Genomic DNA, 23899 nt, shown 5'->3' with positions numbered 1-23899 from the left:
AACGCGGCCGGCGGCGCACCGGCGTCGGCTTGCGCGGCGCGCGCGAGGCCGAGCGCCGCGGGCGACGCGGACAGCACGCGCGCGAACGGCTTGCCGACCGGTTTCAGCGTGCCCTGGGCATGGAACCAGATCGAATTGACGGCCGGCAGGCCGCGCGCCTCGCGGGCCTCGTTGACCGGGTGCTGGAACCACGCCATCTGCACTTCGTTCTGCAGCTTCATCCACATCCGCGAGCGTTCGCCCGTATGGGCCTCGTGCGGCAGCCAGATCTCGATGTTGCGGCCGCTCGCGCGCAGCGGCGCGGCGCCGGCGAGGCGGGCGAGCTGCTCGCTCGACAGGTACCAGCGTGACGGGTGCGGCGCCTCGAGCCGGACGCCGAGCTCCTCGATCAGCGGCCGCGCGACCGCGAGCAGCGCGGCTGCGTCGCCTTCGTCGAGTGCGAGGGCTGCCGGATCGACGAGCACCAGGTGATCGTGCGCGATTTCGACGTGGACGGGTTCGACGCAGGCCCACGCGTGCGCGCCGGGGGCGCCGCCGTCCGCCAGCAGCATGTAGGGCGCGAGCGGCGCCTCGTCCGCGGCGTTGCCCTGGGTCGCGCCGAACTGGCGGGCCAGCCAGCGCTCGTGCGGCAGGGTGCGCTGGAAGTCCTCGCCGGCCACGCGCTCGACGAGGCTGGCGCGGGCGAGCAACTTTTCGAGCGCGGGGCTGTCCAGCGTGTGCAGGGACGAGGCCGCATCGGCCGCCGACGGCAGCGCGAACGGAACGAGAAAATGGAGGCGTCGGTCGTGCATGATGGTGCGCATTGTATGGCAAACTGCGCGCGTGATCGGGCCGGCTGACGGCCCGTTCGCGTCCGGCGGCCGTTTTCGACCGTGCCCGGGCCGGTGGCCGCCACCGGGCGGCGGTCCGGCCGCGGGGCGCCTCCCCGCCGTAACCAGCAGAAAGGATTCGCTTGAAACTTCCGTACGAATGGCAGATCGGCTGGCGCTACACGCGCGCCGGCAAACGCACGACCGGTAACGGCTTCATTTCCTTCATCGCGCTCGTGTCGATGCTCGGGATCGCGCTCGGCGTCGCGGCGCTGATCGTCGTGCTGTCGGTGATGAACGGCTTCCAGAAGGAAGTGCGCGACCGCATGTTGTCGGTGCTCGCACACGTCGAGGTGTTCTCGCCGACGGGCTCGATGCCCGACTGGCAACTGACCGCGCAGGAAGCGCGCCGCAATCCGTCGGTGATCGGCGCGGCGCCGTACGTCGACGCGCAGGCGCTGCTCACCCGCCAGGACGCGGTGAGCGGCGTGATGCTGCGCGGCGTCGAGCCGACGCTCGAGCCGCAGGTGTCGGACATCGGCAAGGACATGAAGGCGGGCCAGCTCGGCGCGCTCGTGCCGGGCCAGTTCGGCATCGTGCTCGGCGATGCGCTCGCCGGCAACCTCGGCGTGACGGTCGGCGACAAGGTCACGCTGGTCGCGCCCGAAGGGTCGATCACGCCGGCCGGCATGATGCCGCGGCTGAAGCAGTTCACGGTCGTCGGCGTGTTCGAGTCCGGGCACTACGAGTACGACAGCACGCTCGCGATGATCAACATCCGCGACGCCGAGGCGCTGTTCCGGATGTCCGCACCGACCGGCGTGCGGCTGCGGTTGAAGGACATGCAGAAGGCGCCGGACGTGGCGGTCGAGCTGTCGCATACGCTGTCGGGCAGCCTGTACATCCGCGACTGGACCCAGCAGAACAAGACGTGGTTTTCGGCCGTGCAGATCGAAAAGCGGATGATGTTCATCATCCTTACGCTGATCATCGCGGTGGCTGCGTTCAACCTCGTGTCGTCGCTCGTGATGACGGTGACCAACAAGCAGGCCGACATCGCGATCCTGCGCACGCTCGGCGCGCAGCCGGGGTCGATCATGAAGATCTTCGTCGTGCAGGGCGTGACGATCGGCTTCGTCGGCACGGCGTCGGGCGTCGCGCTCGGCTGCCTGATCGCGTGGAGCATCCCGTGGCTGATCCCGATGATCGAGCACCTGTTCGGCGTGCAGTTCCTGCCGCCGTCCGTGTACTTCATCAGCGAACTGCCGTCCGAACTCGTCGCGAGCGACGTGATCCGGATCGGGCTGATCGCATTCGCGCTGTCGGCGATCGCGACGCTCTATCCGAGCTGGCGCGGGGCGAAGGTGAAGCCGGCGGAGGCGCTCCGCTATGAATGATCGCGCGACCGCATTCGCGGATTCACGACAACACAACAGACAGGATTCGGCAGGTATGCAGGATTACGTGCTTCAGGCGCGCGGGGTCACGAAGGCGTTCGTGCAGGGCGGCTTCAACGTGCAGGTGCTCAACAATACCGAGCTGACGGTGCGGCGCGGCGAGAAGCTCGCGGTCGTCGGTGCGTCGGGGTCCGGCAAGAGCACGCTGCTGCATGTGCTGGGCGGGCTCGACGAGCCGAGCGCGGGCGAAGTGTCGCTGCTCGGCAAGCCGTTCACGCAACTCGCCGAGCGCGAGCGCAACGAACTGCGCAACCGCGCGCTCGGCTTCGTCTACCAGTTCCATCACCTGCTGCCCGAGTTCACCGCGCTCGACAACGTCGCGATGCCGCTGCGCATTCGCCGGATGACGACCGAGGACGCGCGCGAGCAGGCCCAGACGATGCTCGAGCGTGTCGGTCTCGGCCAGCGTGCGAAGCACCGTCCGGGCGAGCTGTCGGGCGGCGAGCGGCAGCGCGTCGCGATCGCGCGCGCGCTGGTCACGAAGCCCGCGTGCGTGCTCGCCGACGAGCCGACCGGCAACCTCGACGGCACGACGGCCGATACGGTGTTCAACCTGATGCTCGAACTGTCCGAGACGCTCGAAACGAGCTTCGTGATCGTCACGCACGATCCCGATCTCGCCGCGCGTTGCGATCGCATCATGCGGCTGCGCGACGGCGTGCTGCACGAGGAGCCGGCGCTGCCGGTGTAAGAAGCGAACGCGCTTGGCGTGCTGCCGGGGTCGTCCCGGCGCGGCGCCACGGCGCAGGGCTGCCGCCATGTGGATCGACACGCACTGCCATCTCGATGCCGCCGAATTCGACGCCGACCGCGACGCGGTCGCGCACGCGGCGCGCGCGGCCGGCGTGTCGCGCATCGTGATCCCGAGCGTCGGGCGCGACAACTTCACGACGGTGCGCGAACTCGCGCAACGCACGCCGGGCGCGGTCTATGCGCTCGGCATCCATCCGATGTATACGCCACGCGCACGCGACGAGGATCTCGACCTGCTGCGCATGGAGATCGAGGCGAGCCTCGACGATCCGCGCTTCGTCGCGATCGGCGAGATCGGCCTCGACTATTTCGTGCCGGGGCTCGACGAAGACCGGCAGCAGTTCTTCTACCAGGGGCAGCTGAAGCTGGCGCGGGAATTCGACCTGCCCGTGCTGTGCCACGTGCGCAAGTCGCAGGATCGCGTGCTGGCCGGACTGCGCCGTTTCGGCGTACGGCGCGGCATCGCGCATGCGTTCAACGGCAGTTTCCAGCAGGCGGAAGCGTATCTCGCGCAAGGGCTGCATCTCGGCTTCGGCGGCAACGTGACCTTCACGCGCGCGCTGCAGATCCGCCGGCTCGCCACGGAGTTGCCGCTCGACGCACTCGTCGTCGAGACGGACGCGCCCGACATCGCGCCCGAATGGGCGTACAAATCCCGCAACACGCCCGACCAGGTGCCGCGTATCGGCGACGTGCTCGCCGAGCTGCGCGGCCTCGACGCCGGCGCGGTGTCCCTATGCACTTCGGCTAACGCGCTCGCCGCGCTGCCGCGACTCGCACTTTCGTCCGCATAATCGTTGCCGGAAGGCGCCGCATTCGCAATGGCGGCGCCGGGTCGACGAGGAGGCGGGATGCGCGTGTGGTGGATCGCGTTCGCGCTCGGCGTGGTCGTACTGCAGCGGCAGGCGGCGTTGCCGGGTGCGCTCGCATGGACGATCGGTGCGGCCGTGCTCGCGGGTTGCGTGGTGCTGGGCGCGTGGTGCGTGCGTCGCCGGCGTACGCGTACGACCGCCGCGTTCGGATGGATACTGTGCGCGCTCGCGGCCTGCGTCGTCGGGTTTGGCTACGCGGCCGCGCGGGCCGAATGGCGGCTGGACGACAGCCTGCCCGCCGAGTGGGAAGGGCGCGACATCGTCGTCACCGGCTTGATTCGCGGGCTGCCCGTGGTCGACGAGACGGGTGCGCGGCTGCTGTTCGCGGTCGAGTCGAACGATGCGGGGCTGGCCCGTTTTCCGCCGCTGATCCGGCTGTCGTGGCGCGCATACGGCGCATCGGCGACACGCGATCCACTTCCCGATCTGCGCGCCGCACAGCGCTGGCGTTTCGTCGTGCGCCTGAAGCGGCCGCATGCGGAGGCGAATCCCGGCGTGCGCGACAGCGAGGCGGCGTGGCTGGCCGCAGGCATTCGCGCGATCGGGTATGTCAGCGCGCCCCGGCGGGCGGAATTGCTCGATGCGCGCGCAGCGGGATGGCGTGCATCGATCGATCGGCTGCGTGACGCGCTGCGCGCGCGTATCGGCGAGACGCTCGGCGGTGATGCCGGCCATCGCGGCATCGTCGCCGCGCTGGCGATCGGCGACCAATCGGGCATCGGCGACGACGACTGGCACGCGCTGCGCAGCACGGGCACGAGCCATCTGGTTGCGATTTCCGGCCTGCACGTCGGGCTCGTCGGCGCGATCGCGGGCGGGCTCGTGTCGATGGTCTGGCGCCGCCTGTGCTGGCGCGCCCGGGCCGCAACGCTCGTGTTTCCGGCACCGTACGCGGCCGTGCTCGCCGCGCTGGCGGCCGCGGCCGGCTATGCGGCGCTTGCCGGCTTCAACGTGCCGGCGCAGCGCGCGTGGTGGATGATCGCGGCCGGCGGCATCGCGTACCTGGCCGGGCGCAGCGTACCGACTTCCGCGGTGCTGTGCGCGGCGCTCGGCGGGGTGCTGCTTGCCGATCCGTGGGCCGTGCTGTCGGCCGGGTTCTGGCTGTCGTTCGGGGCGGTCGCCGTGATCCTGCTGGCCGTCGCCGGCTGGCGTGGCGTGCGTGAGGCCGATGCGGAAAACGAGGAGGACGTCGGCGCGGTCGGCTTGTCGAGCCGGTTGCGCGCGTGGCGCGCACGTGCCGGGCGCCGTGTCGCCGAGGCCACGCGCGTGCAGTACGCGGTGACGATCGGTCTCGCACCGCTCACGGCCGCATGGTTCGCGCAGATATCCCTGTCGGGCCCGCTCGGCAATGCGTTCGCGATTCCGTGGGTCAGCTCGGTCGTGACGCCGGTCGTGCTGGCCGGCATCGCGCTGCCTGCACCGCTCGATGCGTACGCGTTCCGGCTTGCGCACGCGGCGCTCGAACCGATGATGACGCTGCTCGGATACCTCGCCGACTGGCCGGCCGGCGTGTTCTGGCTGCGCATGCCCGACTGGCCGGTGATGGTGCTGGCCTGCGTCGGCGTCGCATGGGCGCTGATGCCGCGCGGTTGGCCGTTGCGCTGGGCGGCGCCGCTCACGTGGCTGCCGCTCGTCGCGCCGGCATCCGAGGCACCTCCGCCGGGCGGTTTCCGGCTGACCGTGCTCGACGTCGGGCAGGGCGCGTCGGTGCTGGTGGAGACCGCGCGACGCACCTTGCTGTTCGACGCAGGGCCGGGCGCCGAGTCGACCCACGCCGGCGCGCGGATCGTCGCACCGGCGTTGCGCGCACGCGGCATCGCGGTCATCGATGCGCTCGTGCTCAGTCACGCGGATGCCGATCACGCGGGCGGCGTGCCAGCCGTCTATGCGGCAGCCGACGTACGACAGCTGCTGGCCGGCATTGCGCCGAACAGCCGGCTTTGGCGTGACGCGGCAGCCGCCGGTGTCGCCGACCGGCTGCCGTGCGTGGCCGGGCAGCGCTGGACCTGGGACGGCGTCGCGTTCACGATGCTGTGGCCACGGGGCGGCTGGGGCCCGGGTTCGTCGAACGGGCAGTCGTGCGTGTTGCGCATCGACGCGGGCGGGACGTCCGCGCTGCTGACGGGCGACGTCGAGGCGCGCGCCGAACGCCAGCTCGTGGCCGCCGCGCGCGACGCGCTGGCCGCGCAGATCCTGGTCGTTCCGCACCATGGCAGCCGCACGTCGTCGGTCGAGCCTTTCCTCGATTCGGTCGGGCCGCGCGTCGCGGTATTTCCTGTAGGCTATCGTAATCGTTTCGGGCATCCGCACCGGACGGTTCTCGCCCGTTACGAGGCGCGCGGGATCCCGCTGCCGCGTACCGATCGCGACGGCGCCGTGCGGTTCGACGTCGCGCCGGCCGGCGGCGGGTTTGCGTTCGAACGTCATCGTGACGTTCGGCGACGGTACTGGATGGATCGCTGAGCGCGGTGCAGGCCGGCGTATCGATCAGGATGGAAGGCCCGGGACCCGCGCTCCATGCCGAAGCACGGGCCCGGCAGAACGCGAAGCATGAGATCGGAGCAAGCGCTAAAGCACCAACTCCGGTCGACCGCGAAGCATGGGACGAGAGTAAGTGCTAAAGCACTAACTCTCGTCGACAAAGGAGACATCGGCGTTTGAAGGACATCCTCCACTTCTCGCATGCGAACGGCTTTCCGGCGTCGACGTACCGCACGATCTTCGCCGAACTGGCCGACGACTACGAGCTGCGCTACATCGAACGGATCGGCCACGACCGCCGCTACCCGGTGACGCGCGACTGGCCGCATCTCGTCGAGCAGCTGCTCGACGACATCGGCAGCCGCTACGAGCGTCCCGTCTGGCTCGTCGGCCATTCGCTCGGCGGCTACCTGTCGCTGATGGCCGCGCTGAAGAAGCCGCAATGGGTGCGCGGCGTCGTGATGATCGATTCGCCGATCATCGCGGGCTGGCGCGCCGGCGCATTGCGTGCGAGCCAGTGGGCGGGGCTCGACGAGCGGCTGTCGCCGGCCGCCGCGACGCGCAACCGGCGCACGCGCTGGGTGAGCCGCGACGAAGTCTGGCGGCACTTCCGCGAGAAGCCGGCGTTCGCCCGCTGGGACGAACGGATGCTGGCCGACTACATCGACTACGGGATTCCGCAAGCCGGTGCCGACGGCGAGCGCTCGCTCGCATTCGACCGGCAGGTCGAATACCTGATTTACCGGACGCTGCCGCACACGCTCGGCCCGCGGCTCGCGCACGGCGCGCCGGTGCCGCTCGGTTTTCTCGCCGGCACGCGTTCGCGCGAGGTGCGCCAGGTCGGGCTCGATGCGACGCGGCGCGCGGCGCGCGGCCGCGTCGAATGGCTGGAAGGCAGCCACCTGTTCCCGATGGAGCGGCCGCTCGAGACCGCCCGCGCATTGCAGCGGATGCTGAATTCGCTGAAGGCGGCGGAGGGCGATGTGTCGCAGGGCGCCGCGCCGCTCGCGAAGCGCGCCTGACGCACGATTTGGCGGCCGGGCGCGCGCCCCCGGCACGCGCGGCTGCACCGGCCGGCGGGCGGCTTCGCCCCGGCGCGCATGGCTGGTGCGGGGCGGCGCGAAAGGGCGCGATCATCGAGTCAATTGCTGAGAGAAGGGCGGGCTTTACGGTATAATCCGTTTTTCCCGCGAGCATCCAGCGATGACCAAATATGTTTTCGTCACCGGCGGCGTAGTTTCTTCCCTTGGCAAGGGTATTGCCGCCGCTTCCCTCGCCGCGATCCTCGAATCGCGCGGTCTGAAAGTCACCCTCCTCAAACTCGATCCCTACATCAACGTCGACCCCGGCACGATGAGCCCGTTCCAGCACGGCGAAGTGTTCGTGACGGAAGATGGAGCGGAGACGGACCTCGACCTCGGCCACTATGAGCGCTTCATCAGCACGAAGATGCGCAAGGCCAACAACTTCACGACCGGCCAGATCTACGAATCGGTGATCCGCAAGGAACGCCGCGGCGATTATCTCGGCAAGACCGTGCAGGTCATTCCGCACATCACGAACGAAATCCAGGCGTTCATCGAGCGCGGGGCCGCGTCGGCCACCTGCGGTGAGCCGGATGTCGCGATCGTCGAGATCGGCGGCACGGTCGGCGACATCGAATCGCTGCCGTTCCTCGAAGCCGCGCGCCAGATGAGCCTGCGCCTCGGCCGCAACAGCGCGTGCTTCGTGCACCTGACGCTGGTGCCGTACGTCGCGACGGCCGGCGAGCTGAAGACGAAGCCGACCCAGCACAGCGTGCAGAAGCTGCGCGAGATCGGCATCCTGCCGCACGTGCTGCTGTGCCGTGCGGACCGCCGCATTCCGGACGACGAATCGAAGAAGATCTCGATGTTCTCGAACGTGCCGGAAGATGCCGTGATCTCGGTGTGGGATGCCGACAGCATCTACAAGATTCCGCAGATGCTGCACGACCAGGGCCTCGACCGCATCATCTGCGAGGAACTGAAGCTGTCGCCGAAGGACGCCGACCTGACCATGTGGTCGGAGCTCGTCGAGAAGCTCGAGAACCCGAAGCACGAAGTGACGATCGGCATGGTCGGCAAGTATGTCGACCTGACCGAGTCGTACAAGTCGCTGATCGAGGCGCTGCGCCACGCATCGCTGCACACGTCGACCAAGGTCAACATCGAATACATCGACTCGGAAGAGATCGAGACGAACGGTGTCGACAGCCTGAAGCACCTCGACGCCGTGCTGGTGCCGGGCGGTTTCGGCCGTCGCGGCACGGAAGGCAAGATCGCGGCGATCCGCTATGCGCGTGAAGCCAAGGTGCCGTATCTCGGCATCTGCCTCGGCATGCAGCTCGCGGTGATCGAGTTCGCGCGCGACGTCGTCGGCCTGAAGCAGGCGAACAGCACGGAATTCGAGCCGGACACGCCGGAACGCGTGGTCGCGCTGATCACCGAGTGGTACGACCGCGACGGCAAGGTCGAGACGCGCACCGAGGAATCCGATCTCGGCGGCACGATGCGCCTGGGTTCGCAACGCTGCCCGATCAAGCCCGGCACGATGGCCGAAGAGATCTATGGCAAGGACGTGAACGAGCGCCATCGCCACCGTTATGAAGTCAATAACCGCTTCGTGCCCCAGCTCGAAGCCGGCGGCCTTATCATCAGCGCCCGTACCCCGAGCGAGGATCTGCCGGAAATGATGGAACTGCCGCGTTCGATGCACCCGTGGTTCGTCGGCGTCCAGTTCCACCCGGAATTCACGTCCACGCCGCGTGACGGTCATCCCCTCTTCAAGTCGTTCGTCGAAGCTGCGCTTGTCAACAAGCAAGCGCGCGGAGTGTAAGCATGAAGCTGTGCGATTTCGAGGTCGGTCTCGACAAGCCTTTCTTCCTGATCGCGGGTACCTGCGTCGTCGAATCGGAGCAAATGACGATCGACACGGCGGGCCGCCTGAAGGAGATCTGCGCGAAGCTGAACGTTCCGTTCATCTACAAGTCGTCCTACGACAAGGCAAACCGCAGCTCGGGCAAATCGTTTCGTGGCCTCGGAATGGACGAGGGCCTGCGGATCCTGTCCGAGGTGAAGCGCCAGCTCGGCCTGCCGGTGCTGACCGACGTGCATTCGATCGAGGAGATCGAGCAGGTCGCGTCGGTCGTCGACGTGCTGCAGACGCCGGCGTTCCTGTGCCGCCAGACCGATTTCATCCATGCGTGCGCGCGCTCGGGCAAGCCCGTCAACATCAAGAAGGGCCAGTTCCTCGCGCCGCACGACATGAAGAACGTGATCGACAAGGCGCGCGAAGCGGCCCGTGAAGCGGGGCTGTCGGAAGACCGCTTCATGGCGTGCGAGCGCGGCGTCTCGTTCGGCTACAACAATCTCGTGTCGGACATGCGTTCGCTCGCGATCATGCGCGAGACGAGCGCTCCGGTCGTGTTCGATGCGACCCACTCGGTGCAGTTGCCGGGCGGGCAGGGCACGAGCTCGGGCGGCCAGCGCGAATTCGTGCCGGTGCTCGCACGTGCGGCGGTCGCGACGGGCGTCGCGGGCCTCTTCATGGAAACGCACCCGAATCCGGCCGAGGCAAAGTCGGACGGCCCGAACGCGGTGCCGCTGAACCGGATGGGTGCGCTGCTGGAGACTCTCGTCACGCTCGACCAGGCGGTGAAGCGCAATCCGTTCCTGGAAAACGATTTCAATTAAAGATCGAATGAACCTTGCGACGGTTTCGCGCGTCTGTAGCGAAAGCGGTTCAGGCGCGTGCGCCGTCGCAGTTTGAAGAATCCATCGTCATTCTCAGAGGAAACCCATGAGTGCAATCGTAGATATCATCGGCCGCGAGATTCTGGATTCGCGCGGCAACCCCACCGTCGAATGCGACGTGCTGCTCGAATCGGGCACGATGGGCCGCGCGGCGGTGCCGTCGGGCGCGTCCACCGGCTCGCGTGAAGCGATCGAACTGCGTGACGGCGAAGCCGGCCGCTACAACGGCAAGGGCGTGCTGAAGGCAGTCGAGCATATCAACACCGAAATCTCCGAAGCCATCATGGGCCTCGACGCGTCGGAACAGGCGTTCCTCGACAAGACGCTGCTCGAGCTGGACGGCACCGACAACAAGTCGCGCCTCGGCGCGAACGCGATGCTGGCCGTGTCGATGGCCGTCGCGAAGGCAGCCGCCGAAGAGGCAGGCCTGCCGCTGTACCGCTACTTCGGCGGTTCGGGCGCCATGCAACTGCCGGTGCCGATGATGAACATCGTCAACGGCGGCGCGCACGCGAACAACAGCCTCGACATCCAGGAATTCATGATCGTCCCGGTGAGCCAGCCGACGTTCCGTGAAGCCCTGCGTTGCGGCGCGGAAGTGTTCCACGCACTGAAGAAGATCCTGAGCGACCGCGGCATGAGCACGGCAGTCGGCGACGAAGGCGGCTTCGCGCCGAACTTCGGCAGCAACGACGAGTGCCTGTCGACGATCCTGCAGGCAATCGAGAAGGCCGGCTACCGTGCGGGCGAAGACGTGCTGCTCGCACTCGACTGCGCGGCATCCGAGTTCTACCACGACGGCAAGTACCAGCTCGCGGGCGAAGGCCTGCAACTGTCGTCGGCCGAATTCACCGACTACCTCGCGACGCTCGCCGACAAGTTCCCGATCGTGTCGATCGAGGACGGCATGCACGAAAGCGACTGGGAAGGCTGGAAGCTGCTGACCGATCGCCTCGGCAAGAAGGTGCAGCTGGTCGGCGACGACCTGTTCGTCACGAACACGCGCATCCTGAAGGAAGGCATCGAGAAGGGCATCGCGAACTCGATCCTCATCAAGATCAACCAGATCGGTACGCTGACCGAAACGTTCGCGGCAATCGAAATGGCGAAGCGCGCAGGCTACACGGCCGTGATCTCGCATCGCTCGGGCGAAACGGAAGATTCGACGATCGCGGACATCGCGGTCGGCCTGAACGCCGGTCAGATCAAGACCGGTTCGCTGTCGCGCAGCGACCGTATCTCGAAGTACAACCAGCTGCTGCGCATCGAGGAAGATCTCGGCGACATCGCAAGCTACCCGGGTAAATCGGCTTTCTATAACCTGCGCTAACGCGCTACTATCGGGTTCGTCATCTCGACGCCGCTCTGTGCATGTGCGCGGAGCGGCGCTTCTTATATCTGCGGTTCTTACATGCGGCTTGTCACTGTCGTCCTGATTGCCCTGCTGGCGCTCATTCAGTACCCCCTATGGTGGGGACACGGCGGCTGGCTGCGGGTGCATGAATTGCGTCAGCAGCTCGACGACCAGCTGCAGAAGAACGCGGACGAGAAGCTGCGCAACGAGCGTACTGCAGGCGAAGTGCAGGATCTGCAGAGCGGCACCGCGGCCATCGAGGAGCGCGCACGCTACGAGATGGGCATGGTGAAGGACGGCGAGGTATTCGTGCAGTTCGTGTCGCCGAATGCACCGGCTGCGCCGCTGAACAACACGCCGTCGAATACGTCGACGCGCGGCGCCGTATCCGCGGCACCGGTGCGTGTCGTGCCGAATCCGCAGTCGATCGCGAAGCCGTCGCGGCATCATGGCGGCGACAAGGGCAAGGCCGCGCATCACTGAGCACGGCTACTCGAATCCATTGAAAAAGCGCGGGAAATACCGCGCTTTTTTATTTCCTGCCGGTAGTCAATCGGCTGGGCAATGCACGCTCACCACCACCATCCCGGGTAGCCGTAGCTGATGCCCGAGCCCCAGCGATTGCCCCATCCGCCGTAATACCCGCCGTAGACGGTCACGGGCGGCGGCGAGTAATAGGCCCACGCGCGCGCGGCTGCTTCGGCCGCCATCGCGCTGTTCTGTTCGCGCAGCACCTGCTGGTCGATCTCGTCATAGCGCTTGCGTTCGGCGCTCGACAGCGCAGGCGGCTGGCCGCCCGATGCGCCGGGTTCGGGCAGGCGGCTCAGGATCGTGGAGGTCGGCGGCGGCATCGCGCAGCCGGCAAGCGCCAGCGTGCCGGCGGCAACGCTCGTCAGGACGATGGCGCGGAACGGGCGATGAAACGATCGATGAAGCGGGCGATTCATGTGTTTCTCCTGCAGCGCGCCGACGACGGGAAGCGGCTTGCGCCGAAGTGCGGGACTTCGGCGCGGGAGCCGTGCGTGCGACGCTCGAGCGTCATTATGCGCCCGTGCCCGGATGGCGGGCATCGGGCTGCTGCTCAGTGACGCTGCTCGGTCGCGGGCGCGATGCCCGTCTCGACGCCGGGTGCGGCGAACAGCTGCGCGACGTCGACCGGATCGAATTCATAGCGCTGGTTGCAGAACTCGCAATGGATCTCGACGTGGCCGCGCTCGACGATCACGCTGTCGACTTCTTCGCGGCCGAGCATGCGCAGCATCGCACCGACCTTCTCGCGCGAGCACGAGCACTGGAAGCGCGTACCGGCCGGTTCGAAGTGCTGCACGTTTTCCTGCCAGAACAGCCGGCGGAACACGACTTCCGGTTCGACTTCGAGCAGTTCCTGCGCGGACAGCGTGCCGCCGAGCGTGCAGACACGCTCCCACGTATCGGTATCGGTTTCGGCGTTACGCGGCACGATGCCGCCGTCGCCCGGCAGCTTCTGCAGCAGCATGCCGACCGCGCGGTCGCGATCGGCCGCGAGCCACATGCGCGTATCGAGCTGCTCCGAGTGATGCATGTAATGCTCGAGCACCTGCGAGACGGATTCGTGCGGGCCGTCGACGCCGTTCAGCGGCACGATGCCCTGGTACGGCTGCTGGCCCGGCAGCTTGTCGGCCGGGTCGAGGGTGATCACGCAACGGCCATGACCGCTCGCATTGACGAGCGATGCGAAGCTCGTGTCGTCGCCGATCGTCTGGGCGGAATCGCCGGCGAACTTCGCGGTGGCCCGCATCGACAGATCCGAACCGCACTGGACGACCAGCATCTGGACCGGCCCGTCGCCGAAGATCTGCATGATCAGGGTGCCGTTGAATTTCAGGTTCGCGGACAGCAGCGCGCACGCGGCCATCATCTCGCCGAGCACCGTGCGCACGGGGGCAGGGTAGTCGCGGCGGGAGAGCACTTCCTGCCACGTATTGCGCAGCGAAACGATCTCGCCGCGCACGGGCGCCGCATTGAACATGAATTTCTGTAACTGGTCGCTCACTCTTCTTCCTTGAAATCCGTGCGAATCACCCGATCCGCACGAGTTGCTCCTTGAAATGCGCACGCCGCTCGACGTACGTCTTCGCGTTCGTGCGCAGCCGCGCAATGTCTTCCGCCGACAGCTCGCGCACGACTTTCGCCGGTGCGCCGAGAATCAGCGAGTTGTCCGGGAACGTCTTGCCTTCCGTCACGACAGCGCCGGCACCGACCAGACAGTTGCGGCCGATTACCGCTCCATTCAAGACCACCGCCTGGATACCGACCAGCGAACCTTCGCCGATCGTGCAGCCGTGCAGCATGGCCTGGTGCCCGATCGTCACGTTTTCGGCAATCGTCAGCGGAAAGCCGGGGTCCGTATGCAGGACCGCGCCTTCCTGGACGTTGCTGCCAGCGCCGACGGTGATCGTCTCGTTGTCGCCGCGAATCGTCGCGCCGAACCAGACGCTCGCGTTTTCCTCGAGCACGACCTTGCCGATGATGGCCGCCGTATCGGCGACGAATACGCTTTCGTGGATCGTCGGGGCCGTATCGCCCAGCTTGTAGATCGTCACGGAGTCTCCTTGTCTCTTCGATGATGGGCGCCGGTAGAATGGCGCGTCCGGTTTGCCCGGCGCAGTCGCATTGCATTGCGCCGCGGAACAATCGCCTATTGTAAACCGTCGCGTGCGTGCGCTCCCGCGATGCGCACGCAGGGTGTCCCCGTTTATGAGCATGGAGTCTTCTTCTTTCGGCAATGCGCCCGCCTGCGTGCGCCGCGCCGCGCTGGCCGCGCTGCGTGACGCCGAGCCTGCGGCCAAGGCCGCCCAGGTGCGCGCGCTCTACGATGCGCTGCGGGCCGGGCAGGCGGCGATCGCCCCGTCGCTCCAGTTGGCCGAACCGGCCGATCTGCCCGGGCGCCCGGCGCGCCCGCCGCTCGTCGAACCGCGCCAGCTCGAGCGGCGCAGCATGCGTTCGCCCGAAGGGCGCGCCGTGCTGCTGCACGCGCTTGCCCATATCGAGTTCAATGCGATCAACCTGGCGCTCGACGCGGTCTGGCGCTTCGCGGATCTGCCGGATGCGTTCTATGCGGACTGGCTGAAGGTCGCGGCCGAGGAGGCCTATCACTTCACGCTGCTGTCCGACCGCCTGGCGGCATTCGGGCATGCGTACGGCGATTTTCCCGCGCACAACGGCTTGTGGGAGATGTGCGAGCGGACCAGGGGCGATGTGCTGGCGCGCATGGCACTCGTGCCGCGCACGCTCGAGGCCCGCGGCCTCGACGCGTCGCCGCCGATCCGTGCGCGGCTCGTGCAGGCGGGCGACGAGGCGTCGGCCGCGATCCTCGATGTGATCCTGCGCGATGAAATCGGTCATGTCGCGATCGGTAACCGCTGGTTCCGGCATCTGTGCGACGAAGCCGGCCGCGATCCCGTACCAACCTACCGGCAGCTTGCCGAGCAATATCATGCGCCGCGGCTGCGTGGCCCGTTCAATTTCGATGCGCGCCGCGATGCGGGATTCGAGCAGGCCGAACTCGACGAACTGGCGGCGCAGGACGGGGCGGACGGAAGCGCGCCCCGCTAGCCGGCGCGCGCTCGGGGGCGTTTCGGTTGCTGTCAGCCGTCCCGTGTGCCCGCCAGATGGCACTTCCCGGCGGCCCGTGCGTACTGGGGCCGCTAGAGCGGCGCCTCGACTGTCGGCTGCCGGAAAGAAGGCGTCGTCGCTATAATCGAACGATCATTCTTTTTTTGGCGGCTGCAATGAGTGCCTCGAGTTCTGTTTCCGATTTCGTCACGGTGCGCGGTGTCCAGCTGCATGTCCGGCGCTGGGGCCGGCCCGATGCGCCGACGCTGTTCATGCTGCACGGCTGGATGGACGTCGCGGCGTCGTTCCAGTTCGTCGTCGATGCGCTTGCGGGCGACTGGCAGGTGATCGCGCCCGATGCGCGCGGTTTCGGGCTGTCCGACTGGCCGGTCGCTCGGCAGGGCGGCGGCCACTACTGGTTCCATGAATACCTGGGCGACCTCGATGCGCTCGTCGACCACTATGCGCCGACCGGCGAAGTCAACCTGGTCGGGCACAGCATGGGCGCGAACGTCGTCTGCCTGTATGCCGGTGCGCGGCCGGAGCGCGTGCGGCGCGTGGTCGATCTCGAGGGTTTCGGACTCGCGCCTTCGCGGGCCGAGCAGGCCCCGCGAAGGCTGCGCGGCTGGCTGGACGAATTGCGCGAACCGCCGGCGCTGCGCCCCTATGCGTCACTCGACGACGTGGCGGCGCGCCTGACCAAGACCAATCCGCGGCTCGCCCCGTGCCGCGCGGCGTTCCTTGCCGCGCACTGGTCGAAGCGCGGCGACGACGGCCTCTACCACCTGCTGGCCGACCCCGCGCACAAGATGCCGGGCCCGCTGCTGTACCGGCTCGACGAAGTGATGGCCACCTGGGCGCAGGTGCGCGCGAAGGTGCTGCACGTCGAGGCCGTCAATTCGCCGACGCTGGCCCACATCGCAGGCGACATCCCGCTGCCGGAATTCAAGGCGCGTTTCAACGCGTTCCCCGACTGGCGCGAGAAGCTCGTCGAGGATGCCGGCCACATGGTGCATCACGACCAGCCCGAGCAGATCGCGGCGCTGATCGAGGCGTTCTGCGCGTAGGCGCGCGGCGGCAGCGGCGGGGCAGGCGGGCGGCGCATTGCCGCGTTGCAGTAGAATGAAGCCTTACCTGCCATGCCGACAATGAACGCCGATCTCCACTGCCATTCGAATGTTTCCGACGGGTTGCTGTCGCCTGCCGACGTCGCGCGCCGCGCCCATGCCGGCGGCGTGACCCTGTGGGCGTTGACCGACCACGACGAGATCGGTGGCCAGGCGGCGGCGCGCAGCGAAGCGGAAGCGCTCGGCATGCGCTACCTGAGCGGCGTCGAGATTTCGGTCACGTGGGCATCGCGCACCGTGCACATCGTCGGTCTGAATGTCGATCCCGCGAACCAGGTGCTCGTCGACGGCCTGTACCGTACGCGCCACGGCCGCGCGGCGCGCGCGGTGGCGATCGGCGAGCAGCTCGCCACGCTCGGCATTCCCGGGGCGTACGAAGGCGCGCTGAAGTACGTGTCGAATCCCGACCTGATCTCGCGCACGCACTTCGCGCGCTTTCTCGTCGAGAACGGTCATGCCACGTCGACGTCCGACGTGTTCGATCGCATGCTCGGCGACGGCAAGCCCGGGTTCGTCCCGCACCGCTGGGCGACGCTGCCCGACGCCGTCGCGTGGATTCGGGCGGCCGGCGGCGAAGCCGTGGTCGCGCATCCGGGCCGCTACCGCTATACGCCCGTCGAATTCGACGCGTTCTTCGGCGAGTTCATCGATCTGGGCGGCCGCGCGATCGAGGTCATCACGGGCAGCCACACGCCCGACCAGTACCGCGAGTACGCGGACGTCGCACGCCGCTTCGGTTTCGAAGCGTCGCGCGGCTCGGATTTCCATGCGCCAGGCGAGGGCCGTGTCGAGCTCGGCAGCCTGCCGGCGTTGCCGCCCGACCTGACACCGGTCTGGGAGCGCTGGCTCTGACAACAGGCGGCGGATTGCCGCCCGCGTTGCCGCCGGCAACGCACATTCGACTTTTCTCCCTTTACGACCCCCCATGTCCCAGTTCTTCAGGATTCATCCGGATAATCCGCAGCCGCGCCTGATCAAGCAGGCCGTGGAAATCGTCAGCAAGGGCGGCGTGATCGCGATGCCGACCGATTCGAGCTATGCGCTCGCGTGCCATCTCGACGACAAGGACGCGGTCGAGCGCGTGCGCCGGATTCGCGGCCTCGACGAGAAGCAGCACCTGTCGCTGCTCGTGCGCGACCTGTCGGAGCTCGCCAACTTCGCGATGGTCGACAACCGCCAGTACCGGCAGATCAAGTCGGTCACCCCCGGCCCGTACGTTTTCATCCTGCAGGCCACGAAGGAAGTGCCGCGCCGGCTGTCGCACCCGTCGCGCAAGACGATCGGGCTGCGCGTGCCCGATCACGCGATTACGCTCGCGTTGCTCGAATCGCTCGGCCAGCCGCTGCTCGGCACGACGCTGATCCTGCCGCCGGACGACGAGCCGCTCAATGATCCCGAAGAAATCCGCGAGCGGCTCGAGAAACAGGTCGACCTCGTGATCGACGGCGGTGCATGCCCGCGCGAGCCGTCGACGGTGATCGACCTGAGCGGCGACGAGCCCGAGCTCGTGCGCGCGGGGCGCGGCGCGCTTGAACCGTTCGGACTCTCGGCGGCGTAAGCGCGCCGTTCCATTTTTTGCGCGAGTGCGCTTGTTACAATAACGCGATATGGATGCTTCCCTGATACAGACCATCGCCGTCTACGCACTGCCCGTGATCTTCGCGATCACGTTGCACGAGGCCGCGCACGGCTACGCCGCCCGCCTGCTTGGCGACAACACCGCCTACATGATGGGGCGCGTGTCGTTCAACCCGATGCGTCACATCGATCCGCTCGGCACGATCGCGATCCCGCTCGCGATGTACTTCCTGACGGGCGGCGCATTCCTGTTCGGCTACGCGAAGCCGGTGCCGGTGTCGTTCGGCAACCTGCGCAATCCGCGCTGGGGCAGCCTGTGGGTATCGCTCGCGGGCCCGGCCTGCAACTTCGTGCAGGCGCTGATCTGGGGCGTGCTGACCCTCGTGCTGCCTGCCGTCGGCATCGACGAGCCGTTCTTCACGCGGATGGCGTTTGCCGGCGTCAGCGCGAACCTCGTGCTCGGCGTGCTGAACCTGTTTCCGCTGCCGCCGCTCGACGGCGGTCGCATCCTGGCGGCACTGCTGCCGACGAAGCAATCGATCGCGCTGTCGCGCATCGAGCCATACGGTTTCATCATCGTCCTCGTGCTGGTCACGACGGGCGTGCTGACGAATTTCTGGCTGCGCCCGCTCGTCAACGTCGGCTACGCCGTCCTGAGCGCCATCCTGTCCCCATTCGCCTCGCTCCTCTAACGACAATCATGTTCCCTGAACGTATTTTCTCCGGCATGCGACCCACCGGGTCGCTGCACCTCGGTCATTACCACGGCGTGCTGAAAAACTGGGTGAAGCTGCAGTCCGAGTACCCGTGCTTCTTCTGCGTCGTCGACTGGCATGCGCTGACGACGCACTACGAGACTCCCGAGGTCATCGAGAAGAACGTGTGGGACGTGCTGATCGACTGGCTCGCGTCCGGCATCGATCCGGCGCAGGCCACGCTGTTCATCCAGAGCAAGGTGCCCGAGCACGCCGAACTCGCGCTGCTGCTCGGCATGAGCACGCCGCTCGGCTGGCTCGAACGCGTGCCGACCTACAAGGAGCAGATGGAGAAGCTGAAGGACAAGGACCTGTCGACCTACGGCTTCCTCGGCTACCCGGTGCTGATGGCGGCCGACATCCTGCTGTATCGCGGCTCGCTCGTGCCGGTCGGTGAAGACCAGGTGCCGCACGTCGAGATGACGCGCGAGATCGCGCGCCGCTTCAATTACCTGTACGGCCGCGAGCCGGGCTTCGAGGAGAAGGCGCTCGATGCCGCGAAGAAACTCGGCGGCAAGCGCGCGAAGCTCTATCACGAGCTGCGCAACGCCTATCAGCAGGAGGGCGACGACGAGGCGCTCGAACAGGCGCGCGCGATGCTGCAGGAATCGCAGAGCCTGTCGATGAGCGACCGCGAGCGCCTGTTCGGCTATCTCGAAGGCGCGCGCAAGATCATCCTGGTCGAGCCGCAGGCGCTGCTGACCGAAGCATCGCGGATGCCGGGCCTAGACGGGCAGAAGATGTCCAAGTCGTATGGCAACACGATCGGCCTGCGCGAAGACGCCGAGACGATCACGAAGAAGGTCCGCACGATGCCGACCGATCCCGCACGCGTGCGCCGCACCGATCCGGGCGATCCCGACAAGTGCCCGGTGTGGCAGCTGCACCAGGTGTACACGGACGAAGCGACGCACGACTGGGTGCAGAAGGGCTGCCGCTCGGCAGGCATCGGCTGTCTCGACTGCAAGCAACCGGTCGTCGAAGGCATCCTGCGCGAGCAGCAGCCGATGCTCGAGCGCGCGCAGAAGTACATGGACGATCCGTCGCTGCTGCGCGCGATCGTCGCGGACGGTTGCGACAAGGCGCGCAAGTACGCGACGGAAACGATGCGCGACGTGCGCGACGCGATGGGCCTGTCGTACAACTGATCGTCCGCATGAGCGCATCCGTCATTGCCGCCGCGGGCGGCCACGTCGCCCAGGCCGAGCCGTCGCGCTGGGTCGGGCAATGGTCGCGGCTCGTGCCGCCAGGCGGCGCGGTGCTGGATGTCGCCGCGGGCGGCGGCCGCCATGCACGCTGGTTCGCGTCGCACGGGCATCCGGTCGTCGCGCTCGACCGCAACCCGGACGCACTGGCCGCGTTGCGGGCGATTCCGGGCGTCGACGCCCGCGACGCCGATCTCGAAGGTGCGCCGTGGCCGTTGCCGGCCGGCGAGCGGTTCTCGGCCGTGATCGTCACGAATTACCTGCATCGTCCGCTCTGGCCCCATCTGCTCGATGCGGTGGCGCCGGGCGGCGTGCTCATCTACGAAACCTTCGCGCAAGGAAACGAAACGGTCGGGAAACCGTCCAACCCCGCGTTCCTGCTCGCCCCGGGCGAGCTGCTGGACGCCGTGCACGGCCGCCTGCGGGTGGTCGCGTACGAGGACGGGTTCGTCGCCGCGCCGCGCGAGGCGTTCGTCCAGCGTCTCTGCGCAGTGCGCGAGGGCGCGACCCCGAAGGCGGGGGCGGGAATTCCACGTTACGAACTGCCCGGCTAATCCGCTACAATCTCAACGTTTACCGGTACATACTCTCAATCGCGTTTCATGGCTAACGGCACCCAAGACGGCATTCAAATCCGCGGCAGCATCCCCGCGATCGTCACCCCGATGCTCGAAGACGGCAGTCTCGACCTGCCGGCGTTTCGCAAACTGATCGACTGGCACATCGCGGAAGGCACCGATGCGCTCGTCGTGGTCGGTACGAGCGGCGAGTCGGCAACGCTCAACGTCGAAGAGCACATCCTGATGATCCGCACGGCGGTCGAGCATGCGGCGAAACGCATCCCGATCATCGCGGGTGCGGGCGGCAACTCGACCGCCGAGGCGATCGAGCTGACGAAGCACGCGAAGGCTGTCGGCGCGGACGCGACGCTGCAGGTCGTGCCGTACTACAACAAGCCGACGCAGGAAGGCATGTACCGTCACTTCAAGACGATCGCCGAAGCGGTCGACCTGCCGGTGATCCTGTACAACGTGCCGGGCCGCACGGTCGCCGACATGGCGAACGAGACGACGCTGCGCCTCGCGGAAGTGCCGGGCATCATCGGCGTGAAGGAAGCGACCGGCAACATCGATCGCGCCGCGCACCTGATCAAGGCTGCACCGAAGCATTTCGCGATCTACAGCGGCGACGATCCGACCGCGATCGCACTGATGCTGCTCGGCGGCCACGGCAACATCTCGGTGACGGCGAACGTCGCACCGCGCGCGATGAGCGATCTGTGCCGCGCGGCGCTGGCCGGCGACGTACAGACGGCCCGCGCGCTGCACATGAAGCTGCTGTCGCTGCACAAGAACCTGTTCATCGAAGCGAACCCGATTCCGGTGAAGTGGGCGCTGCAGGCGATGGGCAAGATGCAGGGCGGTATCCGGCTGCCGCTCACGGCGCTCGACGAGCGTTGCCACGAAGCCGTGCGTTCGGCCCTCGTCGAGGCCGGCGTCCTCGCCTGATGCCGAGGCGGCCGCGTCCTGCGGCCGCCGGCTCGAACCCTGATCAACCCGCACCGGCCGGCTCCGTCCGGCGCCGCTCCTGACGAGCGTTCTAGCAAGACGAAGGATTTCATGAAACGTTTCGCCTTTTCCTCTCGCGCCATCCAGATGTCGGTGATGGCGCTGGCGCTGGGCGCGCTCGCCGGCTGCGATACGCTGAACGACTACCTGGCCCCTGACCGGGTCAACTACAAGAACACCGGTTCGGCGCCGCCGCTCGCGGTGCCGAGCGACCTGAAGCCGGTGCCGACGACGCAGCAGTTCATCGCGCCGCCGACCAACGCCGGCCTTGGCACGCTGCCGCCGCGGGTCACGACGCAGGCCGGTAATGCCACCGACGGCATTCCGAGCGCGCAGGATCCGCTCGGCATGCATATCGAGCGCGACGGCGATCGCCGCTGGCTCGTCGTCGATGGCCGGACGCCCGAGCAGCTGTGGCCGATCCTGAAGGAGTTCTGGCAGGAGAACGGCTTCTCGCTGAAGACCGATGCGCCGTCGACGGGCATCATGGCCACCGACTGGGCCGAAAACCGCGCGAACATTCCCGACGACTGGTTCCGCCGCACGATCGGCAAGGTCATCGATTTCGCGTACTCGTCCGGCACGCGCGACCGTTTCCGTACGCTCGTGAACCGCACGTCGGACGGCAACACCGACATCTCGATCACGCACAGCGCGATGGAAGAAATGATGGTCGGCCCGCAGGGCGGCACGTCGTCGCGCTGGGAAGAGCGTCCGCGCAACCCGGTGCTCGAAGCGGTGTTCCTGTCGAAGCTGATGCAGAAGTTCGGTCTGACCGATGCGCAGGCGAAGCAACTGCTGACCGATGCGCGTCCCGCGACGGCACCGGCGCAGGTCAGCGACACGAGCAGCGGCGGGGCGACGCTGCAACTGGCCGAGTCGTTCGATCGCGCATGGCTGCGCGTGGGCCTGGCGCTCGACCGCACCAACTTCGCGGTCGACAATCGCGACCGCGAGAAGGGTGTGTACACCGTGCGCTATGCGAACACGATGGAAGAGCTCAAGCGCGACGGCCTGTTCGGCAAACTGTTCTACGGCGGCCCGTCGGCCGCGAAGCCAGGCAAGGAGTACCTCGTCAACGTGCGCGCGCAGGGCAACGGCAGCACGCAGGTCGCGGTGGTCGGCGCAAACGGCCAGGTCGACAACTCGTCGGACGCGCAGCGGATCATTTCGCTGCTCCACGCGCAGCTGAACTGAGCGCGTGCGATTCGCCAGCCTCGGAAGCGGCAGCGAAGGCAACGCGCTGGTCGTCGAGGCCTCGAGCGGTACGACGACCACCCGCGTGCTGCTCGACTGCGGCTTTTCAGCCAAGGAGGTCGAGCGCCGGCTCGGCCGACTGAATCTCTGCATCGGCGATCTCGATGCGATCCTCATTACCCACGAACACAGCGACCACGTCGGCAGTGCGCTGACGCTCGCCCGCCGCGGATCGCTGCCGCTCTACATGAGCTGGGGTACCGCGCGCGCGGTCGGTGCGGACGAGGCCGATGTCGATCTCCACGTGCTGTGGGGCGACGAGACGGCCGCGATACGCGATCTGGCCGTGATGCCCTATACGGTTCCTCACGACGCGCGTGAGCCCCTCCAGTTCGTGTTTTTGGACGGCGCCAGCCGGCTCGGCGTACTGACGGACGTCGGGATGGCCACGCCGCACATCACGGCCGTCCTGAGCGGCTGTGACGCGCTGGTGCTCGAATCCAACCACGACACCGCGATGCTGGCCTCGAGCCGCTATCCGCAGTCGCTGAAGGCGCGTATCGGCGGCAACCATGGCCACCTGAGCAATGACGCCGCAGCGGACATCCTCGCGTCGCTCGAACGCAGCCGCCTCAAGCACCTGGTCGCGGCGCACCTGAGCCAGCAGAACAACCTGCCGGAACTGGTCCGCCAGGCGTTTGGCGGCGTACTGGGGACGAGCGGGGAAGAAGTGGTCGTGGCCACGCAGGACGCAGGCTTCGACTGGCTGGCGCTCGAATGAGCGGGGAGGGCCGCTGCGGCGGCCCGGCGCGGCGGCCGGACGGCAGGCGCGGAAACGACAGACGTAAAAAAACCGGCCCTCGGGCCGGTTCTTTTTCAGCTGACGCTGAGGCTTACTGGCTTGCGCCCGAAGCCGGAGCAGCCGTCGCTGCCGAAGCAGCCGACGCCACTGCAGCAGCAGCGTCGCTCGCAGCAGCCGTTGCCGACGAAGCAGCAGCAGCTGCGTCGCTCGCAGCACCAGCAACTGCCGAAGCAGCCGTCGAAGCAGCAGCAGCTGCGTCGCTTGCAGCCGACGAAGCAGCTTGATCAGCGCTCTTGTTGCAAGCAGCCAGTGCAACAGCAGCCAACAGGGAAGCTACGAGGAGGGATTTCTTCATGATCACGTCCTTTTATGGTTAAAGGTAAGCAACAGCGCGAAACAATACCGGTAATGTGCTCCAACACCGACCTGGGCCGCTGGTGGAGATGCACTTCTAGAGCGTGAATCTTCCCTACGGCTTGGGCGGAAATTATATGCACTTTCCTATCGACCGTCGACAAATGCGGGGTCAATACGTTGTCTTTCCCATACAGAATTTGATCCGTACGGGCATACG

At 67.3% G+C, this 23899-nt stretch carries 25 protein-coding genes; 19 read left to right on the top strand and 6 right to left on the bottom strand.

Going from position 1 to position 23899, the window contains the following annotated elements; genetic code table 11:
• A partial coding sequence (locus tag BDI24065_RS28695; protein WP_175034086.1) for a regulator occupies positions 1–803 on the bottom strand: 803 nt, incomplete at its 3' end.
• A gap of 149 nt (positions 804–952) precedes the next feature.
• Here BDI24065_RS28695 and BDI24065_RS28690 point away from each other — a divergent pair.
• From BDI24065_RS28690 to ftsB, 9 genes are all read left to right on the top strand, one after another.
• On the top strand, positions 953–2206 hold the full coding sequence (locus tag BDI24065_RS28690) for a lipoprotein-releasing ABC transporter permease subunit (RefSeq protein WP_011352551.1): 1254 nt from the start codon (positions 953–955) through the stop codon (positions 2204–2206).
• Positions 2199–2957, top strand: coding sequence for a lipoprotein-releasing ABC transporter ATP-binding protein LolD (gene lolD / locus BDI24065_RS28685; protein ID WP_438820038.1), 759 nt, complete (start codon positions 2199–2201; stop codon positions 2955–2957). Before BDI24065_RS28690 ends, lolD begins: the two co-directional genes overlap by 8 nt.
• A 67-nt stretch (positions 2958–3024) precedes the next feature.
• Positions 3025–3813 (top strand): TatD family hydrolase, encoded by a 789-nt coding sequence (locus BDI24065_RS28680; protein ID WP_043190311.1) that lies wholly within the window; start codon positions 3025–3027, stop codon positions 3811–3813.
• A gap of 57 nt (positions 3814–3870) precedes the next feature.
• Complete coding sequence (locus BDI24065_RS28675) at positions 3871–6354, top strand: DNA internalization-related competence protein ComEC/Rec2 (RefSeq protein WP_175034084.1); 2484 nt, start codon at positions 3871–3873, stop codon at positions 6352–6354.
• Between the two features lie 194 nt (positions 6355–6548).
• The gene (locus tag BDI24065_RS28670; protein WP_122945777.1) at positions 6549–7394 is read left to right on the top strand and encodes an alpha/beta fold hydrolase; all 846 of its coding nucleotides are present in this window, start codon (positions 6549–6551) and stop codon (positions 7392–7394) included.
• Positions 7395–7575: 181 nt separating this feature from the next.
• Positions 7576–9228, top strand: a complete 1653-nt coding sequence (locus tag BDI24065_RS28665; RefSeq protein ID WP_046546046.1) for a CTP synthase — start codon at positions 7576–7578, stop codon at positions 9226–9228.
• Between the two features lie 2 nt (positions 9229–9230).
• Entirely contained in the window at positions 9231–10085 is an 855-nt protein-coding gene (gene kdsA, locus BDI24065_RS28660) for a 3-deoxy-8-phosphooctulonate synthase (protein WP_085039266.1), read from the top strand.
• Positions 10086–10191: 106 nt separating this feature from the next.
• Complete coding sequence (gene eno / locus BDI24065_RS28655; protein WP_011352544.1) at positions 10192–11475, top strand: phosphopyruvate hydratase; 1284 nt, start codon at positions 10192–10194, stop codon at positions 11473–11475.
• Between the two features lie 81 nt (positions 11476–11556).
• Positions 11557–11982, top strand: coding sequence for a cell division protein FtsB (gene ftsB / locus BDI24065_RS28650; protein WP_043190303.1), 426 nt, complete (start codon positions 11557–11559; stop codon positions 11980–11982).
• 89 nt (positions 11983–12071) lie between these two features.
• On the opposite strand, the gene BDI24065_RS28645 is transcribed toward ftsB, so the two are convergent.
• The 3 genes from BDI24065_RS28645 to BDI24065_RS28635 form a co-directional block, all read right to left on the bottom strand.
• Positions 12072–12446: a hypothetical protein gene (locus BDI24065_RS28645; RefSeq protein ID WP_175034083.1), complete on the bottom strand. Its 375-nt coding sequence runs from the start codon at positions 12444–12446 to the stop codon at positions 12072–12074.
• A gap of 134 nt (positions 12447–12580) precedes the next feature.
• Positions 12581–13531: an Hsp33 family molecular chaperone HslO gene (hslO, locus tag BDI24065_RS28640; RefSeq protein ID WP_175034082.1), complete on the bottom strand. Its 951-nt coding sequence runs from the start codon at positions 13529–13531 to the stop codon at positions 12581–12583.
• A gap of 25 nt (positions 13532–13556) precedes the next feature.
• Positions 13557–14081, bottom strand: a complete 525-nt coding sequence (locus BDI24065_RS28635) for a gamma carbonic anhydrase family protein (protein ID WP_071334714.1) — start codon at positions 14079–14081, stop codon at positions 13557–13559.
• A gap of 154 nt (positions 14082–14235) precedes the next feature.
• Here BDI24065_RS28635 and BDI24065_RS28630 point away from each other — a divergent pair, with 154 nt between their 5' ends.
• The 10 genes from BDI24065_RS28630 (at position 14236) to BDI24065_RS28585 (ending at position 23304) form a co-directional block, all read left to right on the top strand.
• Positions 14236–15093 carry a ferritin-like domain-containing protein gene (locus BDI24065_RS28630; protein ID WP_175034081.1) on the top strand — a complete coding sequence of 286 codons (858 nt, stop codon included), beginning with the start codon at positions 14236–14238 and terminating at the stop codon, positions 15091–15093.
• A 176-nt stretch (positions 15094–15269) separates the two neighbouring features.
• Positions 15270–16160 (top strand): alpha/beta fold hydrolase, encoded by an 891-nt coding sequence (locus BDI24065_RS28625; RefSeq protein WP_175034080.1) that lies wholly within the window; start codon positions 15270–15272, stop codon positions 16158–16160.
• Positions 16161–16241: 81 nt separating this feature from the next.
• Complete coding sequence (locus tag BDI24065_RS28620) at positions 16242–17072, top strand: 3',5'-nucleoside bisphosphate phosphatase (protein ID WP_175034089.1); 831 nt, start codon at positions 16242–16244, stop codon at positions 17070–17072.
• Between the two features lie 73 nt (positions 17073–17145).
• On the top strand, positions 17146–17778 hold the full coding sequence (locus BDI24065_RS28615; protein WP_175034079.1) for an L-threonylcarbamoyladenylate synthase: 633 nt from the start codon (positions 17146–17148) through the stop codon (positions 17776–17778).
• 49 nt (positions 17779–17827) lie between these two features.
• On the top strand, positions 17828–18490 hold the full coding sequence (locus tag BDI24065_RS28610) for a site-2 protease family protein (RefSeq protein WP_174918547.1): 663 nt from the start codon (positions 17828–17830) through the stop codon (positions 18488–18490).
• Between the two features lie 8 nt (positions 18491–18498).
• Complete coding sequence (locus BDI24065_RS28605; protein ID WP_011352534.1) at positions 18499–19701, top strand: tryptophan--tRNA ligase; 1203 nt, start codon at positions 18499–18501, stop codon at positions 19699–19701.
• An 8-nt stretch (positions 19702–19709) separates the two neighbouring features.
• Positions 19710–20312, top strand: coding sequence for a class I SAM-dependent methyltransferase (locus tag BDI24065_RS28600; protein ID WP_175034078.1), 603 nt, complete (start codon positions 19710–19712; stop codon positions 20310–20312).
• A 48-nt stretch (positions 20313–20360) separates the two neighbouring features.
• Entirely contained in the window at positions 20361–21266 is a 906-nt protein-coding gene (gene dapA, locus BDI24065_RS28595; RefSeq protein ID WP_011352532.1) for a 4-hydroxy-tetrahydrodipicolinate synthase, read from the top strand.
• A gap of 111 nt (positions 21267–21377) precedes the next feature.
• On the top strand, positions 21378–22523 hold the full coding sequence (gene bamC, locus BDI24065_RS28590; RefSeq protein ID WP_175034077.1) for an outer membrane protein assembly factor BamC: 1146 nt from the start codon (positions 21378–21380) through the stop codon (positions 22521–22523).
• A 4-nt stretch (positions 22524–22527) separates the two neighbouring features.
• Positions 22528–23304, top strand: coding sequence for an MBL fold metallo-hydrolase (locus BDI24065_RS28585; RefSeq protein WP_175034076.1), 777 nt, complete (start codon positions 22528–22530; stop codon positions 23302–23304).
• A 112-nt stretch (positions 23305–23416) separates the two neighbouring features.
• Here BDI24065_RS28585 and BDI24065_RS28580 read toward each other — a convergent pair whose 3' ends face one another.
• Both BDI24065_RS28580 and BDI24065_RS41555 read right to left on the bottom strand, forming a co-directional pair.
• Positions 23417–23680: a hypothetical protein gene (locus tag BDI24065_RS28580; RefSeq protein WP_034195863.1), complete on the bottom strand. Its 264-nt coding sequence runs from the start codon at positions 23678–23680 to the stop codon at positions 23417–23419.
• Entirely contained in the window at positions 23610–23855 is a 246-nt protein-coding gene (locus BDI24065_RS41555; RefSeq protein WP_075122947.1) for a hypothetical protein, read from the bottom strand. The genes BDI24065_RS28580 and BDI24065_RS41555 overlap by 71 nt, the downstream gene beginning before the upstream one ends.
• Positions 23856–23899: the final 44 nt, after the last annotated feature.

The organism is Burkholderia lata, from assembly GCF_902499025.1.
Lineage (GTDB): Bacteria > Pseudomonadota > Gammaproteobacteria > Burkholderiales > Burkholderiaceae > Burkholderia > Burkholderia lata_C.
Note: the sequence above shows the minus strand (reverse complement) of the source record. Positions and strands in the feature narration are given on the sequence as shown.

Excerpts from the sequence above, each read along its gene's own strand:
- BDI24065_RS28665 (WP_046546046.1), top strand. The coding sequence starts at position 7,576 with ATGACCAAATATGTTTTCGTCACCGGCGGCGTAGTTTCTTCCCTTGGC.
- BDI24065_RS28675 (WP_175034084.1), top strand. The coding sequence starts at position 3,871 with ATGCGCGTGTGGTGGATCGCGTTCGCGCTCGGCGTGGTCGTACTGCAG.
- kdsA (WP_085039266.1), top strand. The coding sequence starts at position 9,231 with ATGAAGCTGTGCGATTTCGAGGTCGGTCTCGACAAGCCTTTCTTCCTG.
- BDI24065_RS28620 (WP_175034089.1), top strand. The coding sequence starts at position 16,242 with ATGAACGCCGATCTCCACTGCCATTCGAATGTTTCCGACGGGTTGCTG.
- BDI24065_RS28610 (WP_174918547.1), top strand. The coding sequence starts at position 17,828 with ATGGATGCTTCCCTGATACAGACCATCGCCGTCTACGCACTGCCCGTG.
- eno (WP_011352544.1), top strand. The coding sequence starts at position 10,192 with ATGAGTGCAATCGTAGATATCATCGGCCGCGAGATTCTGGATTCGCGC.
- ftsB (WP_043190303.1), top strand. The coding sequence starts at position 11,557 with ATGCGGCTTGTCACTGTCGTCCTGATTGCCCTGCTGGCGCTCATTCAG.
- BDI24065_RS28605 (WP_011352534.1), top strand. The coding sequence starts at position 18,499 with ATGTTCCCTGAACGTATTTTCTCCGGCATGCGACCCACCGGGTCGCTG.
- bamC (WP_175034077.1), top strand. The coding sequence starts at position 21,378 with ATGAAACGTTTCGCCTTTTCCTCTCGCGCCATCCAGATGTCGGTGATG.
- BDI24065_RS28625 (WP_175034080.1), top strand. The coding sequence starts at position 15,270 with ATGAGTGCCTCGAGTTCTGTTTCCGATTTCGTCACGGTGCGCGGTGTC.
- BDI24065_RS28580 (WP_034195863.1), bottom strand. The coding sequence starts at position 23,680 with ATGAAGAAATCCCTCCTCGTAGCTTCCCTGTTGGCTGCTGTTGCACTG.
- BDI24065_RS28680 (WP_043190311.1), top strand. The coding sequence starts at position 3,025 with ATGTGGATCGACACGCACTGCCATCTCGATGCCGCCGAATTCGACGCC.
- dapA (WP_011352532.1), top strand. The coding sequence starts at position 20,361 with ATGGCTAACGGCACCCAAGACGGCATTCAAATCCGCGGCAGCATCCCC.
- BDI24065_RS28645 (WP_175034083.1), bottom strand. The coding sequence starts at position 12,446 with ATGAATCGCCCGCTTCATCGATCGTTTCATCGCCCGTTCCGCGCCATC.
- BDI24065_RS28615 (WP_175034079.1), top strand. The coding sequence starts at position 17,146 with ATGTCCCAGTTCTTCAGGATTCATCCGGATAATCCGCAGCCGCGCCTG.
- BDI24065_RS28600 (WP_175034078.1), top strand. The coding sequence starts at position 19,710 with ATGAGCGCATCCGTCATTGCCGCCGCGGGCGGCCACGTCGCCCAGGCC.
- lolD (WP_438820038.1), top strand. The coding sequence starts at position 2,199 with ATGAATGATCGCGCGACCGCATTCGCGGATTCACGACAACACAACAGA.
- BDI24065_RS28630 (WP_175034081.1), top strand. The coding sequence starts at position 14,236 with ATGAGCATGGAGTCTTCTTCTTTCGGCAATGCGCCCGCCTGCGTGCGC.